Source organism: Sphingobacterium psychroaquaticum (assembly GCF_004421025.1).
In the GTDB taxonomy this organism is placed as follows: domain Bacteria; phylum Bacteroidota; class Bacteroidia; order Sphingobacteriales; family Sphingobacteriaceae; genus Sphingobacterium; species Sphingobacterium psychroaquaticum.
In genome coordinates this window covers 668,758-685,019 of the sequence record NZ_CP038029.1, presented here as the reverse complement: position 1 = coordinate 685,019, position 16,262 = coordinate 668,758, and the positions used below count along the sequence as shown (strand labels likewise).

13 protein-coding genes are annotated in these 16,262 nt (G+C 41.4%); 9 read left to right on the top strand and 4 right to left on the bottom strand.

The annotated features are described in order from the left end of the window. Positions 1 to 59: 59 nt before the first annotated feature. The 5 genes from E2P86_RS02915 (at position 60) to E2P86_RS02895 (ending at position 6,716) form a co-directional block, all read left to right on the top strand. Entirely contained in the window at positions 60 to 2,681 is a 2,622-nt protein-coding gene (locus E2P86_RS02915) for a PQQ-binding-like beta-propeller repeat protein (RefSeq protein ID WP_134430616.1), read from the top strand. Positions 2,682 to 2,769: 88 nt separating this feature from the next. Further along, positions 2,770 to 3,780 (top strand): DHH family phosphoesterase, encoded by a 1,011-nt coding sequence (locus E2P86_RS02910; RefSeq protein WP_085472216.1) that lies wholly within the window; start codon positions 2,770 to 2,772, stop codon positions 3,778 to 3,780. 21 nt (positions 3,781 to 3,801) lie between these two features. After that, positions 3,802 to 4,785 carry an FKBP-type peptidyl-prolyl cis-trans isomerase gene (locus E2P86_RS02905; RefSeq protein ID WP_134430613.1) on the top strand — a complete coding sequence of 328 codons (984 nt, stop codon included), beginning with the start codon at positions 3,802 to 3,804 and terminating at the stop codon, positions 4,783 to 4,785. Between the two features lie 116 nt (positions 4,786 to 4,901). Continuing rightward, complete coding sequence (locus tag E2P86_RS02900) at positions 4,902 to 5,684, top strand: TatD family hydrolase (RefSeq protein WP_134430610.1); 783 nt, start codon at positions 4,902 to 4,904, stop codon at positions 5,682 to 5,684. A gap of 9 nt (positions 5,685 to 5,693) precedes the next feature. Next, positions 5,694 to 6,716 (top strand): asparaginase, encoded by a 1,023-nt coding sequence (locus tag E2P86_RS02895; RefSeq protein WP_134430607.1) that lies wholly within the window; start codon positions 5,694 to 5,696, stop codon positions 6,714 to 6,716. Here E2P86_RS02895 and E2P86_RS02890 read toward each other — a convergent pair. The 4 genes from E2P86_RS02890 to serS all read right to left on the bottom strand — a co-directional run bounded on the left by E2P86_RS02890 (position 6,713) and on the right by serS (position 11,578). Next, positions 6,713 to 7,426: a class I SAM-dependent methyltransferase gene (locus E2P86_RS02890; protein WP_085472220.1), complete on the bottom strand. Its 714-nt coding sequence runs from the start codon at positions 7,424 to 7,426 to the stop codon at positions 6,713 to 6,715. The two genes, E2P86_RS02895 and E2P86_RS02890, sit on opposite strands and share 4 nt — an antisense overlap. Further along, positions 7,426 to 8,598 carry a nicotinate phosphoribosyltransferase gene (pncB, locus tag E2P86_RS02885; protein ID WP_134430605.1) on the bottom strand — a complete coding sequence of 391 codons (1,173 nt, stop codon included), beginning with the start codon at positions 8,596 to 8,598 and terminating at the stop codon, positions 7,426 to 7,428. Before pncB ends, E2P86_RS02890 begins: the two co-directional genes overlap by 1 nt. A 180-nt stretch (positions 8,599 to 8,778) precedes the next feature. Beyond that, entirely contained in the window at positions 8,779 to 10,089 is a 1,311-nt protein-coding gene (locus tag E2P86_RS02880; RefSeq protein WP_134430602.1) for a DUF6600 domain-containing protein, read from the bottom strand. A gap of 217 nt (positions 10,090 to 10,306) precedes the next feature. After that, complete coding sequence (gene serS, locus E2P86_RS02875; RefSeq protein ID WP_085472223.1) at positions 10,307 to 11,578, bottom strand: serine--tRNA ligase; 1,272 nt, start codon at positions 11,576 to 11,578, stop codon at positions 10,307 to 10,309. Positions 11,579 to 12,011: 433 nt separating this feature from the next. Here serS and rsmI point away from each other — a divergent pair, with 433 nt between their 5' ends. The 4 genes from rsmI (at position 12,012) to E2P86_RS02855 (ending at position 16,257) form a co-directional block, all read left to right on the top strand. Then, complete coding sequence (rsmI, locus tag E2P86_RS02870; protein WP_085472224.1) at positions 12,012 to 12,680, top strand: 16S rRNA (cytidine(1402)-2'-O)-methyltransferase; 669 nt, start codon at positions 12,012 to 12,014, stop codon at positions 12,678 to 12,680. Positions 12,681 to 12,750: 70 nt separating this feature from the next. Beyond that, complete coding sequence (locus tag E2P86_RS02865) at positions 12,751 to 13,473, top strand: PH domain-containing protein (RefSeq protein WP_134430599.1); 723 nt, start codon at positions 12,751 to 12,753, stop codon at positions 13,471 to 13,473. Between the two features lie 3 nt (positions 13,474 to 13,476). Beyond that, entirely contained in the window at positions 13,477 to 15,087 is a 1,611-nt protein-coding gene (gene lnt / locus E2P86_RS02860) for an apolipoprotein N-acyltransferase (protein ID WP_134430596.1), read from the top strand. 36 nt (positions 15,088 to 15,123) lie between these two features. Further along, positions 15,124 to 16,257 carry a cysteine desulfurase family protein gene (locus E2P86_RS02855; RefSeq protein ID WP_085472227.1) on the top strand — a complete coding sequence of 378 codons (1,134 nt, stop codon included), beginning with the start codon at positions 15,124 to 15,126 and terminating at the stop codon, positions 16,255 to 16,257. The last annotated feature ends 5 nt before the right edge of the window (positions 16,258 to 16,262 follow it).

Below are 16,262 nucleotides of genomic sequence, written 5' to 3'. Positions count from 1 at the left end.
CATAAGCAAAGGCATTAAGGATATTGTTTACTTTTGGTTTTGATACAGATTTGTGCGTAATGAGAAACACCATAATTGTCACCGTTTTACTGTTTATTGCCGTAATAGGTGCTTCGATATACTATTTTTCAGGATTAAATAGCGAGAAAAAGGAAACCGTAAAACCCCTTACCTTCTTGCCTGAGGAGACTTTTTTGATTACTGCTTTTCAAAATGATCCAACTACCGATAATATTTTCAAGGATTTTGAAATATTTGAAGCCATCCTCGGAAAGCAAGAAACAAAACAACTGCAACTACTAAAATCCAAACTACTACGAAGCACCGCATTGCAACCCTATGTGGAGGCAACGGAAATATACGTCTCTTTCCACCCCGAAAAAGATAAAATTAGCACCTTGATCACAATTCCTACAGTGGATAAAATTAAAGATGTTGATCTTCCGGCTCTACTCACCAGTTTAGAAAAAAGCTTTAAAGTCAACAAACAAGATACCTTGGGTCACACCCTTTTTAGTATGGACTATGGTGCTAAAGACTCTCTATTATATGTTACCTATGTAAAAGATATTTTCTTTGCCTCACCATCGAAAGAACTCATACTCCTGGTTCTGGATAACAACAAGCCTAAACTAGATAAAGCCCATATCAATTATTTTGTAGATAACAACAGTAGAAAAGCGCCATTAAGCGTCTATTTTATTCATGATCAGGTAAAGAATATGGGGTCGCATATACTTCGTTCCAAGTACGGTAAGACAATAGCCCTTTTCGATAATCTCGGTGGACAATCCGCATGGAATCTCAATTTTAAAAACGATGCGCTCATTCTCAGTGGTGAGAGTGAAACGGAACACAAAAAAGAAAACTACATCGAATTGTTCAGTTACCAAACAAAAACAACACAAAGTTTATACAATTACTTCCCCGACAATACGGCCTCCTATTTATCGTTCTCCATCAGCAATAATGATCGATTCAAAGAAGACCTACGCCAACTTTTTGAAAAAAGGAACGAACTCAAGACGGTCAACACCTTGCAAGAAAATATTCAAAAACAAAAAGGGATTCATATTGGAACAGACATCGGTGCCATACTGGGCAGTGAATTCGCTGTTGTGGAGCAAAGTAACCAAGCAGAACTTCTCTTTATAAGACTAAAAGACAAATCTACCATTACGTCACGATTGGCACGACTAGCCTCAGCAGTAACAGATTCCATACAACGGTTTGACCAATCAAATATTCTATACAGCCTATTGGGTGATCCCGCAAAAGCCTTCCCTCGGCCATATTTCACACAAATAGGTGATGTATTGGTGTTAGCAAATAGCTTACAAACTTTACAGGAATACCAAAAAGATTGGCGACGCGCAAACCTATTGGTAGGCACATTAGGATTTAAGAACTTTGAAAAAATACAAGGTAACGAAGCTAATATAACCTACTTCTTACGCATGAGGACATCCTCTTCGTTAATTCAGCGATTGTTGAAACCAGCCTATCAGAAAACATTGACCAATAAAGACAACTATGGATACCAAGATTTCTTCTCTTGGTCGTTCCAGATTTCGGGAAACAATGGTCGTTTCTTATCAAGCATATACGGTATTTTCAAAAGCAAAGCTGCCCTGGGAGCCACCCCGGAATGGACATACGAATTTGAGAACCGACCGATTACGCAGCCCTGGGTCTTCCAACATTCCGATACCAGTCAGTTTATTGTAGTACAAGAACAAGACCATACGATTCATGGTATACATCCCGCAGGAAAAAAACTGTGGTCAACCGTATTCTCCGGCAGAGTGGTCGGTGAAGCACAACAACTAGACGATCGCTCCATTATCCTTCTCACCGATAAAGACAGACTTTATCGCTTTGACACATCCGGCAAACCTTTGCCTGGTTTCTCCATTTCACTGCCAGCAACGCCAACAGCAACGCCAACGATTGCCCAAATAAACAACGAACAATTGATATTCATACCCGCGGGACGCCGAATGCTCGTATATGATATTCAGGGCAAAGAAGTCGAAAGTTGGAAGAATAAAACAATAGACGGACAAATCCTCTTTGATATAAAAATACAAGAAGGTCATGTCTATGTTGGAACAGATAACGGGCATTTTTACCAGTATGATGACCATGGAAAACTTCTCAAGGAAGAAATTCTATACAGTACGACCTTTAAGAATCCTATTACTGTAGCCCCGAACAGCGACAACAAATCTGTATTATATACGGTCGACACCGATGGTTACCTGTATACCCTGGACTTTGTGAACAAACCAACAAGAAGAAAGATATCCAACTGGGATAGCAAAACACGCTTAGCCTTTGAAAGTACCGTGAACCGGAACAACCCGTTGATGGTTAGTTTAAATAAGAAAGAGCTGGCCACATACAGCGTAAGGGACACGAGTAAAATATTCGGATTCAACTTTACGCAAGAAGTAACAGATAGGCCTCAATTTTTCCGAAACGACGCGAACAGTGTCTTTATTGGTGTCGCAGAACGCGCGAATAGCTTAATTTATCTATTCGACGAAAAAGGGGCTGTCGTAAATGGTTTTCCGATCGAGGCTCTTCCTAATTTCTACTACGGCAAGATCGATTACAACAGTGGAAACTACCTGCTATGTATACGGAGAGACAAGAAGTTATACGCTTTCAAAAACTAAAAAAAACTGCGCCTAGAAATACATACTCTCAAGTAAAAAATTTCAATAAACAACAAAATTGTAGTAGGTTTGCAGTCTTATACTATTTATGCTTACAGGAGAAAATAATTTACAATTACTAGCCACACCGCAAAACATTATCATCACAACACATCACAAGCCTGATGGCGATGCGTTGGGTTCATCACTTGGACTATACCATTGGTTGCAGGCCAAAGGACATCACGTTGAGGTGGTTCTATCATCCGACTTCCCATCCTTCTTGGATTGGATGCCTGGACGGGACAATGTAATTATTTACCCCCAAGAGGTGGAACGGACAACTAAATTAGTTGAATCTGCGGATATCATCTTCTGCCTGGACTACAGTGCGTTGAGCCGGACAAATATTTTGGAGCCTCTTATTCGCGAAGCCAAAGGACAAAAGTGGATGGTTGACCACCATTTAGACCCCGAAGATTTCGCACAATTAACCTATTGGGACTCCAATGCCGCAGCAACAGCCCAGTTAATCTACACCTTTATTGCCGAAGTAAACAACGATTGTGAAGGCATAACAGCAGATATTGCAACCTGTTTATATGCAGGTATTATGACAGATACGGGATCTTTTCGCTTTCGATCCACAACCGCTGCCGTACACCATATCCTAGCTCATCTTATTGATGCTGGGGCAAAAAACTGGGAGATCCACGAAAAAGTATATAATAGTTCCACCGAAAACCGGTTGAAATTCTTAGGATATAGTCTTTTAAACTGTTTAGAGGTTATCCCCGAATACAACACGGCTCTTTTTGCGATTACCAAAGAAGATTTAGCAAAATTCCAGGTTACAACCGGAGACACGGAAGGTTTAGTGAATTATGCTTTATCGATTAAAGGAATTCGTTTGGCCGGTTTATTTATTGACAGAACTGAATTAATTAAATTATCTTTGCGCTCGATAGGGGAAATCCCTTGCAATGAGATTTGTAAGAAATATTTTAACGGAGGAGGACATCTCAACGCATCAGGTGGTAGCTCAACAGAAGAGCTCGAAGCTGTTGTAGAGCGGTTCAAATCTATATTACCAGAATACAAAGAAATATTAACAAAGTAACTTAGTGATTATATCAAAAAAATGAAGAAATCAATTTTATTCCTATCGGCAGCTGTTACCCTATTAGCGACGGCAGCTTGTCAGAATTTCAAAAAGGGAGATGGTGGTCTTGAATACAAGATCGTGAAGGATGAAGGTGCTGAAAAAGCAAAAGCAGGTGATTTATTATCGGTAGATATGACAGTAACGTCAGACCGTAAAGATTCGTTGCTACAAAGTACGTACGATATTGGTTTACCACAAATTATCAACATAGCACCAGATTCAATCCCTGGCTTATACGCGGGAGATTATAACTCTATGTTTAAATTCTTAGGTGAAGGCGATAGCGCTGTTTTCCGTTTAAACTTGGATACAATGGCCGCAAAAACAGGTCAACCAAAACCTGAATTTGCAGATAAATTTGTTACATTCACTGTTAAAGTTAGAAAGCACTTCAAAAAAGGCAACCTAACAGACTCGGCACTTTATGCACAAATCGACACTTACTTTAAAGGCGAAATCGAAGGATTGAAAAAATCCGAAGAAGGTAAATTAGCAAAATACGTTGCCGACAAAAAATTAGAACCTAAAAAATCTGCTTCTGGTTTACAGTACATCATCAGCCAAGAAGGTAAAGGTGATAAAGTTGTAGTGGGTGATACAGTTGTTGTAAACTACACTGGAAAATTAGTAAACGGTAAAGTATTCGACACAAACAGTGCAGAGACTGCGAAGAAAGAAAAAACATTCAATCCGATGAAACAATACGAGCCTATTCGTTTCCGCGTAGGTCACGATCCGGTTATCCAAGGATGGACTGAAGGTATGCAGTTATTGAACAAAGGTGCAAAAGCTACATTCTTAGTTCCTTCGAACTTAGGATACGGCGAGCGTGGTGGTGGTACAATCCCTCCATATGCTCCTTTGGTATTCGAAGTAGAGGTTGTGAATATCATTCCTGGTCCAAAAGGGGATGCTCCAGCAGCAACTTTACCAGTAGATTCAGCAGCAACAAAAAAATAACATCGCTGAAAAAATAGCAAGGAAAACGCAAGATTTTTAAAAATCTTGCGTTTTTTTATGTTCTATTAGGTCGTCTAATACGAAAAGCCTAAATTTAGGCCGATTATCAAGCATATATGCATTCTAAACCCTACATACTTACCGACACACATACGCACATCTACTACCATGCCGGCACAGAAAAGCTAAAGGAACAGATGGACCGTTGCTTTGATCGGAACATCCAGAAACTGTTCCTCCCAAATGTCGATACGGAGTCAATACCCTTGGTAATGGATACCGTTCATGCATATCCAACACATTGTTTCCCCATGCTCGGCCTACACCCTTGCTCCGTAAAAGAAAATTACAAGGAAGAATTGGCTAACATAGAAAAAGCTATTGCAGAACATAAAATATATGCGATTGGTGAAATTGGTTTAGATCTATATTGGGACAAGACAACACTCGAAATACAAAAAGATGCCTTTCGGACACAAGTAGCATGGGCCAAGTCATTGAACTTACCCATAGACATACATTGTAGAGCAGCATTTGATGAATTGTTCGTCTTACTCAAAGAACTGAAAGATGACAAACTCTTCGGCATCCTCCATTGCTTTACAGGAACGCTGGAGCAGGCTAAACAGGCAATTGACCTGGGATTTGCACTCGGTATCGGAGGCGTAGTGACATACAAAAATTCAGGCTTGGATCAAGTAGTTAAACAAGTTGATTTAAAACATATCGTTTTGGAAACAGATGCACCTTACCTGGCACCTACCCCATTTCGAGGAAAAGAAAACGAAAGCAGCTACCTATACCATGTAGCCGAGAAAGTCGCCGATCTACAGGAAGTAACGATCGAGACCCTAGCTACAATTACCACCGAAAATGCGAAACGTATTTTTGGAATTTAACAACAAACGATGCAGAATATATTTATTGTTTACACAGGAGGTACGATCGGGATGGTTCAGGATCCCGAAACAGGCACATTTGTACCTTTTGACTTCGAGCTGATCGCACGTAATTTGCCAGACCTAGCTCGCCTTAATTACAAACTTACCGTACATTCCTTCAACCCAATCATCGACTCCTCAAACATGAAGCCTTCGATATGGGTAGAAATGGCACAAATTATCAAAGATAACTATGACCATTACGATGGTTTTGTAATTCTACATGGTTCAGATACTATGTCCTTTTCCGCTTCGATCCTCAGCTTTATGTTGGAAGGACTACAAAAACCCGTCATCCTATCAGGGTCACAACTTCCAATCGGAGAAATACGAACAGATGCCCGGGAGAATATTATGACCGCATTAGAAATAGCATCTGCCAAAGAAAATGGTAAATCTATTATTCAAGAGGTATGTGTCCTTTTTGATAATAAGTTATTCCGAGGCAACCGCTCTTTTAAATACAATTCAGCCAAATTTGAAGCCTTTCGTTCACCAAATTATCCGGTTCTGGCAGAAGCAGGAATCTATATAAACTACAACCGCGAAGCCCTTTTGGACAATACAGATAAAGAGTTTATTATGCACACCAAAATAGACAACAAAGTGGCCGTGCTTAAACTCTTCCCTGGCATAGACCCCGAGACGATCAAAGCAATCTTGAATTCTAATGCACGAAGTATCATTATGGAAACATTCGGCTCCGGAAATACGATGACCGACGAGTGGTTCCTAAACCTTATCGGTGAAGCAATCCGTAACGGAAAAAACATTCTAGATATCTCCCAATGCAAAGTTGGATCTGTAGAGCTGGGGCGCTACGAGACTTCCCAAGGACTAAAGGCACTCGGCGTATTGAATGGATACGATATGACTTTTGAGGCCGCTGTAACCAAACTGATGTACTTACAAGGCCACTTCGAAGACCAAGCATCTGTGGCCTATTGGATTGAAAAAGATATTCGAGGAGAACTTACGGTTAACGACTAGTCGTTAACCGGTTTTCTCGGTTCCATACGTACCAAATACTGATCATTCTCATCCTCAAAGAGAATCTGTACCACCCAATTCTCCTCCCGAGCAATACGTATCAACTCCGTTTGATCAATATAAAGCCAATCAAATGGTTTCCCCTTATGCCCTTTATACTCATATTGATATTTTATCTGCCCCAGGTAATGGCTAGGTTTAGCAATACGGTACTCTTCATAGAGATACGATATATCGGAAGAATCGAAAATCAACTGGCCTCTTTCCGTTAATAAATTTTTACTGTACCGCAGTAGATCTCTAAAGCCTTCTACGGATCCGGCCAAACCTATCCCATTCATCAAAAAGAGTAACGTATCGTACCGTTGTTCTTTTAGTTCAAAGAAGTCTTCGTGAAGCAAATGCTGCACCCCCCGTTTTGCCATAATATCGCATGCCGTCGCAGATATCTCTAAAGCCGTAACATCAAATCCCTTTTCTTGTAAAAAGAGTGCGTGACTACCAACACCAGCACCGACATCCAACACCTTACCATCGCACAGTGCCAATGCAATATGCTCTAATTCAGGAAAATCATCGGCATCACGGTAAAAAACCTCAACAGGCATCTCTTCAATATCCCCATAGCTACTATGTAAAAGCAAGGGCTCACCCAGCTCACCGAGCGCTAAATAATCGTACAGCGCTTCGCCATACACATCTCTCTCCATTAATCGTTTATATTAAGAATCTTTTTTGCAATCGTTATCTCATCCTGTTCACCGGTATGTTTATTGGGTTCATCCGATAGTTTAATTACAGGCGTCCAAGCACTATCCTCAGGCTTAGCCTCCACCATCTTTAGCACGATATTCATACGTGGTAAACCCACATCATTCGTAAAGTCGGTACCGATACCAAAGGAATGACCAATCTTACCTTCGCAGAACCGAACAATGGTTTCTACTTTATCGTAATCTAATCCGTCAGAAAAAATAATCTCCTTCGATCTCGGGTCAATCCCCTTACTTTTGTAGTGATCAATCGTTAATTGGGCAAACTCAACAGGATCACCACTATCATGTCGAACACCGTCAAAAAGCTTGGTGAGCTTCTTATCGAACTGCTTAAAAAACACCTCTGTCGTATAGGTATCCGAAAGTGCAATACCAAGGTCCCCACGATACACGTCAGACCAATGTTCCAAACCCAGAAGGTTTGCCATTTTGTACCCATACTTAGCCGCATGAAACATAAACCATTCATGTGCATGCGTGCCAATAGGCGTGGTTTGGTATTTCATCGCAAAGTGTACATTGCTCGTCCCAATAAATGTTTTCGAAAGATTTGCCTTTAGGGTTTCAATAACCAAATCGTGCACCGCGTAGGAATGACGACGACGCGTACCAAAATCGGCGATGGTAATATTCAGTTTGTCGTACTTTACCATTTTATCTTGCACAATCTGTCGTACCGCATCATCATCAATCCGTTCTTGTTCAGTAAATTCATAAAAAAGCTCACAGATCAAAGACATGATAGGCACTTCCCATAAAATCGTACGATACCAATAGCCTTCGATACGTACCGTTAGGTCTTCCCCTTCTTGAACAATATGAACCTCCTCCGGGTCGTACCGATAGCCTTCTAGAAAATCAAAGTAAGTAGGATCTATATAGGGACACTTAGCGGCAAAGAAAACCTTCTCTTGTTTCGATAATTTCAAACCCGCCATCTCGGCAATCGCCTCCTTTAATTTATGATCAAAACCAGGGGGAAACTTGTGTTTTCCCCGATTTATAAATGCATACCGGGCACGAGCCTTCGGAAATAATTTAACCACTGCATACTGCATGGTAAACTTATAGAAATCATTATCTAAAATAGACGTTAGTTTTGCCATCTTTATACCTTTATTCCTAAAAATAACAGATGAAGTTATGAAATTGTTAGGGCAAAACAATTAATAATCCTAAAAACACTCAGTATCAAGTTGTACAAAAAACCTAAATAAAAGAAAAGCCCCTGTGTGTCGCCTAGTAGCAGGCGACACACAGGGGCGCATTTTTTTTACAGTAAACCTTTATCTACTTCCTCGTTCGCCAGAACGCTCTCCTCTACTGGCAGAGCGACCTTCAGACTGCCCTCTAGAGCTTGTACTACGCTCCACAGCAGGTGCGCTTGTACTCCGTTGGCTCGCTTGGAAAACACGTTCACTACTACCCGTTGATTGTCTAGAAGGAGCCCCCTCCCCACGACTAGAACGCTCCCTAGTAGGTTGTTCCCGACTAGGTTGTTGTCTCGGTGTAGCTTCCCGATTGGATGGCATTGCTTCCCGGCCAGATGACGCTCTACCGGAATTGTTAGGGGTAGAACCAGATCGCATATCGGTGCTTGTTCCACGCTCCGGCGTAGTTCGACGTTCAACGTTTGTGTTACTACGGTCCGAACGACCGCCTTCCGTTCTTGATATGGAAGAATTACCGCGAGAAGACTCTCGTGTACCTACCGTACTTCCGCTACGTCCCGATTCGCGAGACACCGTTCCTTCACGACCATCACCGCGTGAACTTGTTCCCGTACGCGTTCCTACACGCGAAGAGTTATCGATCCTGTTATCACGTGTCGATGTACGGTCATCTCCGCGTGAAGAAGATGTACCCCGTGTAGCACTACGATCCGGTCTATAAATCGAAACCGAACGGTCATCTACCCGTGTACCTGTCCGCGAATTCGACGATCGAACTGTACGCACATCTACACGACGTCCTATGCTACGTTCAACATCGCGGTGGCTAGGCCCGCCATAGTAATGATGATTATTTACAATATACGTGTTATTAATTATCGTAGTTCTGTTATACACATTTCTATGCCCATAGCTCCAATAGCGGGGCATATTCCGTTCATAGATACGTCTCGAAGGCATAAAGATCCACAAGTCAATAGGCAAACCAACCGATACCGATACATGCAAAGAAGGTCCCATTGGTGCCCATCCGTAGTAACCGCCACCTGTGCGCCAATCTACCCAAGCAGGTCCCCACTCGTATCCGGGAATCCAACCCCAACCATTGTATCGGGTATATACCCAACGGCCGTAATGAAATGGTGCCCAACCCCAATCGTAATTAGAAACCCATGTATTACCATATTCCGTCATCACCCAATAACCATTCGTACCATACGGACGAAAATCACGATTAGTACGAGGAAACCAAATATCACCGTACTGTGGATCCTGCTCCCAATAACCGTACGGAGAAAGCTCATCGTAAAACAAGTCAAAGGAAACGCGCTCAAAAGGCTGTGCTACTCCATGCTTAGGCGCCAAAAAACCTAGTAAAATGGCTACTAACGCGACAATAAATGCGGATGTCTTTCTACTTTTCATATGCCCAATATTTACACTTTTTATTTTTCTGCATCCCCTATTGTCTGTCACCATACACCAGTGGTTTTGCAATTTGATAGTAGGACTATCAAAAGAGTGCAAAGGTTTAGCGTCGCCAAACAGAAAACACAAAAACAACGACCTGCCAGGCACTTATAAAAAAAGCGGAGTCGCCCAAAGGCCACTCCGCTTTCGCAATATGAACGGAAAATCCCGCTTAATCGATATATTCGAATCCGGTGTAAGGAACCAAAACTGCAGGAATACGAATTCCCTTTTCTGTTTGATTATTTTCCAAAATAGAAGCCACAATACGGGGTAATGCCAAAGCAGATCCATTTAATGTATGTGCCAACTGCATCTTACCTTCCTCATTTTTAAAGCGAACCTTTAAACGATTAGACTGGTAGGTTTCAAAATTAGAAACAGAAGAAACTTCTAACCAACGTTCCTGCGCAGAGCTATACACTTCCATATCGTATGTCAGTGAAGATGCAAATCCCATATCCCCACCACACAAACGCAATACGCGGTAAGGTAACCCTAATTTTTGCAACAACCCTTGAACATAGCTGCTCATTTCTTCCAACACCGCATAAGACTTTTCTGGGTGAACGATCTGAACTGCCTCTACTTTATCAAATTGATGCAATCGGTTCAACCCACGTACATGCGCACCGTAAGAACCCGCCTCACGACGGAAACAAGGCGTGTAAGCACAATGTTTAATCGGAAACTGTTCTTCTTTCACGATCACATCACGATACATATTAGTGACAGGAACCTCCGCAGTAGGAATCAAATAAAGATCATCCTCGGTAACATAATACATCTGCCCCTCCTTGTCTGGTAGCTGGCCTGTAGCAAAAGCTGAAGCTTCATTCACCATAATAGGCACCTGTACCTCTGCATATCCCGCCTCAGCAGCTTGATCCAAGAAAAAATTAATTAAAGCACGTTGCAGACGCGCACCTTTTCCTTTATAAACCGGAAAACCAGCACCTGTAACTTTCACGCCTAACTCCAAATCAACAATATCATACTTCGTAAGCAAGTCCCAATGCTGCAGGGCTCCTTCTGACAAAGTTGGAATTTCACCGTGCTCCAGCACAACCTCATTATCATCCGCAGAAAAACCAACAGGCACGGATATATGAGGTAAATTAGGCAAAAGCACCAATTTATTATGCAAAGCTAATTCTACTTCCGCTAATTTGTCTGTCAATTGTTTTACTTGTTCCTTATATCCGGAGGACTGCGACTTTACGACTTCAGCTTCTTCTTTCTTGCCTTGACGCATTAAGTCTCCAATCTGCTTTGCCGCAGCATTTGCTTCCGCCGCAATCGCATCAGATTCGTTCTGAATTTTACGACGCGACTCATCGAGCTGAATTAAGGCATCAACGATTTCGACATCTTTAAAATTCTTTACAGCTAATCGTTCGATTACTGCATCCCGATTTTCCCGGATATAATTTAACTGTAACATATAATGAATAAATATTATGAGGTACAAAGATAAGAAGTGAAATTGAAATACCGTATTTTAGTAAAAACAGCAACAAAATGCCGTCAAAAATAAAATAATCACACCAAAACCTTGCATCTTTTATCTTTATTTTATATATTTACGATTATAGTGATTTATTTAACAAAAAATTCATGTATGAATAATACGGAGTTTACACATAAAGACGATCATTGTATTAATAAATAAAAAGAATATGATTAAAGATTTAGAACTATTTGAATTTGAAACGTACACAGAGCTCCAGGAGCTTTCTTACGACGGTGATGACTTCGTGAACTTCGAAGATTAAGCGTAAAAAACGCGATTCCTATTGGCATTTCCTCGCCAACAATCTCAATCAAAAACAACTTTCTTAACAAAAATCCAAGGTAAAAAAATCTTACCTTTGACTATGTTATATTTAGTACCCACCCCTATTGGCAATCTGGAGGATATGACTTTCCGTGCTATCCGCATACTAAAAGAGGTCGACCTTATTTTAGCGGAAGATACGCGTACCAGTGCCCCGCTATTAAAACACTTCGGAATCGAGAAAAGGGTGTTCGCACACCATCAGCACAACGAGCATAAAGCAGTAGCTGAGATCATAAAATTTCTCAAAGAAGGGCAAAATATCGCCCTAATCTCCGATGCGGGTACACCGGCAATTTCAGACCCCGGTTTTTTACTTGTTCGCGAAGTAATCAAGGAGGGACTTGATGTACAATGCCTCCCCGGTGCAACGGCATTTGTCCCCGCATTGGTGAACTCCGGACTTCCAAATGATCGTTTCTGTTTCGAAGGGTTCCTACCGGTAAAAAAAGGAAGACAAACACGAATGAAACAGCTTACAGAAGAGAAAAGAACAATGATTTTTTATGAATCACCGCACCGTATTCTCAAAACAATAGACGAGTTCATCACCTACTTTGGCGCAGAAAGACAAGCCTCAATATCACGTGAACTCAGTAAACTTTATGAAGAAACAGTGCGCGGTTCCCTTCAGGATTTAAAATTACATTTTGAAAGCCATCCGATTAAAGGAGAATTCGTATTTTGCGTAGCAGGATTAGAAGACTAATCGTAAAACGACGCTTCTGACCCAAACCAAGAAATGGTTTTTATTTTTTGACTTATAGATTGATTTAATAATGAGCATAGTAAAATTTCTACAAGACGGACAAGATCCAAAGGTTGTTGAGAAAATTCACGACAAAATATTGGACATGCTTACTTCTGGTGAATTTATACAATATATTTCCCTACAGAAAAAACCGGCAGTGACCCTATTACCGGATAGCATAACGGTAAGCAACAAACGTATTTTCTTATGCGAATTTACCAAATTGGGACTCGCAACGAACTTCGAGATATTCTCTTGGAGTGACATCAAAGATATTGCCTTTAAAGAAGAGATTTTCGGCTCTAAAGTAACAGTAATACCCTTTACAGGAGAAAACCTTACCGTAGATTACATCCCTAAGGTACAGGCAAGAAAACTGTATCAACTAATAAAAGAAGCTTTAGAAAATGTGAATAATCCTGCCTTCAAAATAGAAACGGAAACAACGGTAACACCGATTCCTACAACACCGGCTTATCAGGATGAACCTAAAGTAGAAATCCATGCACCGCAAGATCACACGGTCGTAAACAAAGAAGCTGAAGCAACTTTCGAAATCACAAATTTACAAACCCCAGAGGAATTGCCTAGCGTAACTGAACCAAAACCAGTGATCCACGAAGAACCAGCGATCGTAGAAGACGATGAATTAACGCTGAAATTAAAAAAACTCAAAAACTTGTACGACCGTCAGCTGATCACACAAGCCGAATACGAAAACAAAAAGTCTGACTTACTCTCTCAGCTATAATCTGTGAAGAATAAAATTATACTTGCTCTTCTGAGCGCATTTTTACTATGGCTCGGGTGGCCGCCAGTGCCCTACTCTGCACCTGTACTCTTTGTTGCCTTTGTTCCTTTATTGGTAGCAATCGAACAAGTGATCCGTAGCCACGAAAACAATAAAGGACGCCAGGTTTTTTGGCTTAGCTTCCTGACAGGGTTTGTTTGGAACACTGCTTCGATCTACTGGGTGTATAATGCAATGAACGCCTACCTTCCAGGATATATATCGCTGCTGATCGCACTCATCCCGTTCACCCTAGCACCGCTATTGATGGCGACAGCCTTTCGGTTATATTATCAACTGCGAAAGAAAAAATCAATCGTATACAGTTTTATTGGGCTGGTCTCTTTTTGGTTGAGCTACGAGTTTTTGCACCAATCATGGGACCTAGCCTTCCCATGGATGACACTCGGAAACGGTTTCGCAAATTTCCATCAACTTGTTCAATGGTATAGCATAACGGGAGTTTATGGCGGTAGCCTATGGATTTGGATGGTTAATATCCTCCTTTTCTTATTGATTTGGCAAAAGATGAATAAGATAGAAGCGATTCCCAATCTACGTCTTTGGATTATTACGCTTCTTGTCGTTACTATACCAACGGTCCTTTCCCTCGTTCAGTACAACACATTCGAAGAACATAGCAACCCTTCTGAAATCGTGGTGGTGCAACCGAACATTGATCCGTACCAGAAATTCGGTAGAATTACACCCGAAGAGCAGCTAACGACTTTGATAGCACTATCCGAAAAAGTCGCTAAACCCAACACGGAGTTCTTTATTTGGCCCGAAACCGCAATCTCGGCGCAACAAGGAATCAATGAAGATGAATTTAGATCGCAAACTGCTTACAGCCGAATTATAACTTTTCTCGATAAGTACAAAAACGGAAATGTCCTTTCTGGAATTGAAAGCTACCGCGTCTATAACGCACAAAAAACACCAACAGCACGCAAATGGAGCGCCAATACATATGTAGATGCCTTTAATGCGGCAGTCCTTGTTGATCAATCCAGCAAGCTGCAATTTTACCATAAATCTAAACTCGTACCAGGCGTCGAACAAATGCCATTTAGTGACGCATTGGCTTTCATGAAGCCACTATTTGCACACTTTGGCGGGACAACCGGAGGTTATGGAAGTCAAGAAGAGCCTTCGGTTTTTTACGCAGCCAGTGGGATCGGTGCGGCACCAGTGATTTGTTATGAGTCGATCTGGGGCGACTATGTCGCAGAATATGCACGACAAGGGGCACAGTTTATTGCCATCGTAACAAATGACGGCTGGTGGGGAAATACGTCCGGAAAAGATCAACACCTGCAATATGCAAAGTTGCGAGCTATTGAGAACCGACGCTGGGTAGCCCGGTCAGCAAACACCGGAATATCAGGCTTCATTAACCAGCGTGGCGATATCGTACAAAAAACAACCTGGTGGCAACCCGATGCGCTTACCCAAGAAATTAATCTCAATGAGGAACTAACCTTCTATACCAAACATGGTGACCTTCTAATATATATCGTGTTGGTTTCAAGTTTATTCTCCTTGTTACTAATTATCATTCCAAAGCGGAAATAACATTATTTTTACAATTCCATTCCTTAAATTTGCAGCATGAAAGTATATTTAGACAATGCAGCTACGACACCTTTAGACCCTGAAGTTATAAAAGTGATGACCGAAACGATGCAGGAAAACTATGGTAATCCATCATCTATCCATGCACACGGCCGTCAAGTAAAAACTATTGTAGAAAAGGCTCGTAAAACAGTAGCGCATTTGTTAAAAGCCTCGCCGGCTGAAATATTCTTCACATCCGGAGGTACAGAAGCCGACAATATGGCTATCGTACGCTCTATTATGGATCTAGGAATCAAGCATGCAATTACTTCTCCCGTAGAGCATCACGCAGTTTTGCATACGCTAGAAGAGCAAGAGAAATTAGGAAATATAACGCTTAATTTAGTACGTGTTGATGCAGAAGGCAATGTTGATCTTGCACACCTCCGGGAGCTCTTAGCAGAGAACCCGCGTACTTTTGTATCGTTGATGCATGCCAATAATGAAATCGGTAATTTGACCGATATCAAAAATGTATCCCAAATATGCCGTGAATTCAATGCTGTTTTTCATTCCGATACAGTACAAACCATGGGGCACTATCCACATGACCTTACCGATATAGACATTGACTTTATTACAGGAGCAGGACATAAATTCCACGGACCAAAAGGCGTAGGTTTCTTGTATATTAATGCAAAGAACAAAATTAAGCCTATGATTTATGGGGGAGCGCAAGAACGGAATATGCGTGGAGGGACCGAAAATGTTTATGGTATCGTTGGTCTGGCGAAGGCCCTTGAGATTAGCTACGAACAAATGGCCGAGCATCATGCCCATATTCAAGCCTTAAAAGAGTACATGAAAGAAGAGCTTCAAAAAGCTATCCCTGATGTACGATTCAATGGCGTAACAACGGCAAATAACTCGCTATATACCGTACTAAACGTTTCTCTTCCTTGTACCGGAATTGCAGATATGCTATTGTTTAGCCTCGATATTGCAGGTGTTTCTGCATCCGGAGGAAGCGCATGTAGTTCCGGCTCTGAGATTGGAAGCCATGTACTACAAGCCTTGAACTGCGATGCTAGTCGTCCATCCGTACGTTTTTCATTTAGTAAATACAATACAAAAGAAGATATTGATTTTGCAGTAAAAACGTTAAAAGATTTATGTGAGGAAAAGTAGGAGAT

Excerpts from the sequence above, each read along its gene's own strand:
- E2P86_RS02915 (WP_134430616.1), top strand. The coding sequence starts at position 60 with ATGAGAAACACCATAATTGTCACCGTTTTACTGTTTATTGCCGTAATA.
- E2P86_RS02910 (WP_085472216.1), top strand. The coding sequence starts at position 2,770 with ATGCTTACAGGAGAAAATAATTTACAATTACTAGCCACACCGCAAAAC.
- E2P86_RS02905 (WP_134430613.1), top strand. The coding sequence starts at position 3,802 with ATGAAGAAATCAATTTTATTCCTATCGGCAGCTGTTACCCTATTAGCG.
- E2P86_RS02900 (WP_134430610.1), top strand. The coding sequence starts at position 4,902 with ATGCATTCTAAACCCTACATACTTACCGACACACATACGCACATCTAC.
- E2P86_RS02895 (WP_134430607.1), top strand. The coding sequence starts at position 5,694 with ATGCAGAATATATTTATTGTTTACACAGGAGGTACGATCGGGATGGTT.
- E2P86_RS02890 (WP_085472220.1), bottom strand. The coding sequence starts at position 7,426 with ATGGAGAGAGATGTGTATGGCGAAGCGCTGTACGATTATTTAGCGCTC.
- pncB (WP_134430605.1), bottom strand. The coding sequence starts at position 8,598 with ATGGCAAAACTAACGTCTATTTTAGATAATGATTTCTATAAGTTTACC.
- E2P86_RS02880 (WP_134430602.1), bottom strand. The coding sequence starts at position 10,089 with ATGAAAAGTAGAAAGACATCCGCATTTATTGTCGCGTTAGTAGCCATT.
- serS (WP_085472223.1), bottom strand. The coding sequence starts at position 11,578 with ATGTTACAGTTAAATTATATCCGGGAAAATCGGGATGCAGTAATCGAA.
- rsmI (WP_085472224.1), top strand. The coding sequence starts at position 12,012 with ATGTTATATTTAGTACCCACCCCTATTGGCAATCTGGAGGATATGACT.
- E2P86_RS02865 (WP_134430599.1), top strand. The coding sequence starts at position 12,751 with ATGAGCATAGTAAAATTTCTACAAGACGGACAAGATCCAAAGGTTGTT.
- E2P86_RS02855 (WP_085472227.1), top strand. The coding sequence starts at position 15,124 with ATGAAAGTATATTTAGACAATGCAGCTACGACACCTTTAGACCCTGAA.